This window comes from Marinobacter halodurans (genome assembly GCF_004327985.1).
Taxonomy (GTDB): Bacteria; Pseudomonadota; Gammaproteobacteria; order Pseudomonadales; family Oleiphilaceae; genus Marinobacter_A; species Marinobacter_A halodurans.
In genome coordinates this window covers 1-1,280 of sequence record NZ_SJDL01000127.1, presented here as the reverse complement: position 1 = coordinate 1,280, position 1,280 = coordinate 1, and the positions used below count along the sequence as shown (strand labels likewise).

The following is a 1,280-nucleotide window of genomic DNA, read 5'->3' as shown; positions in this document are numbered from 1 at the left end:
TGATGGGGGAAGATCCGTGCCCTTTGATCGGGCAAACGTGCATGTCGCCAACGCAGGCGGCAATCAGATTACTCATAGTCAGAGTTCCTTTCTTTGCTGAGTAGCGTCCTGGCTACCCGTGATTAAATATTGTTCAAAAATCGTGATTGTAGCATGGCGGGCACCACATAACGCCATTGTTCAGCGGCGACCTTTTTGCAGCGAAGCGGAGAAAAGGGCGTCCGGTGTAGGCCCTTCAGGGCCGGAACGAACTGCAACTACTGGTTATGAGTTTTGCTAGCGGCCAAACAACTTGGCCCAAAAGCCTTTTTTCTCGCGATTCACCGCTTCTTCGATGAAATCTATCTTGGGTTTACGTCTATCGGATTCTTCTATTAGGTCCATCACCACATTACCGGAGCTGGTGTAGGTGGTGAGATGGTACTGGTCAGTTTCGTAGCACTTGCCGAATAGGTCCTTGAAGCTATCCTTCCAGACCGAGTAATACTTCATGCATTGCTTCTTAGTACCGAACATCACCCCGTAGTTTCCAACGACAAGCGCATGGGTTATCTGCTTACGCTTCCCATTTTCCTCTTTCGCTTTGGCTATCTGCTCTGCATCCAGCGCCACTAATACGAGGTCATTTTCCATAGGAGATCCATACACTCATAACGCCAATGATAAGCGGCGGCCCGACAGGGGCGTCCGGTGGACGGCCGCAGGCCGGGAACGAACTTGATTGACTGGTTAAATGTCGTCACGCCATTCTCTATGCTTGCGTGCCCTATCGTACTCAAGCCATGGTGCATCATGTGAAACCCAAATATGAGCCTCTGGTCTCAATTCAGGCTCATCATCCAGAGTAGCGACCCGAACAATTACATGCGGCTGCGCCGGCCTCTCTGCTACCAAATGAGAACCACAGCGCTTGCAAAAATGGCGCAATTTTCCAGGCGAGGATTCGAACGTAGAAATGGAGCTCGCGCCCTTGAGCCAACGGAAATTCTCGCGCTTTACGCCAGCCGTAGAGGCAAACGGAGCCGCATGGGCTTTCCGACAAGTCTGACAATGACAGTGCACAATTGGCATATCCACAGAGTCGATTTCGTAACTTATCTCGCCACACAAACAGCTTCCCTTCAGCCCCATAGGGCGATCTCCTTCTAAACATTAACGCCGTTGTTCAGCGGCAGCCTTGGCAGAGCGAAGCGGCGGCAAGGCTGTCCGGTGGAGGGGCGTCAGGCCCGGAACGTACTGGAACTATTGGTTATGCATTTTGACCAACCCTGTCGCTACAG

The 1,280-nt window shown here is 51.9% G+C and carries 2 protein-coding genes; both read right to left on the bottom strand.

Features of this window, described 5'->3' with window-relative positions; translation table 11 throughout:
- Nucleotides 1-276 precede the first annotated feature (276 nt).
- Nucleotides 277-633 carry a hypothetical protein gene (locus EZI54_RS23710; RefSeq protein ID WP_131484312.1) on the bottom strand — a complete coding sequence of 119 codons (357 nt, stop codon included), beginning with the start codon at nt 631-633 and terminating at the stop codon, nt 277-279.
- 96 nt (nt 634-729) lie between these two features.
- The gene (locus EZI54_RS23705; RefSeq protein ID WP_131484311.1) at nt 730-1,131 is read right to left on the bottom strand and encodes a GFA family protein; all 402 of its coding nucleotides are present in this window, start codon (nt 1,129-1,131) and stop codon (nt 730-732) included.
- Between the last annotated feature and the right edge of the window lie 149 nt (nt 1,132-1,280).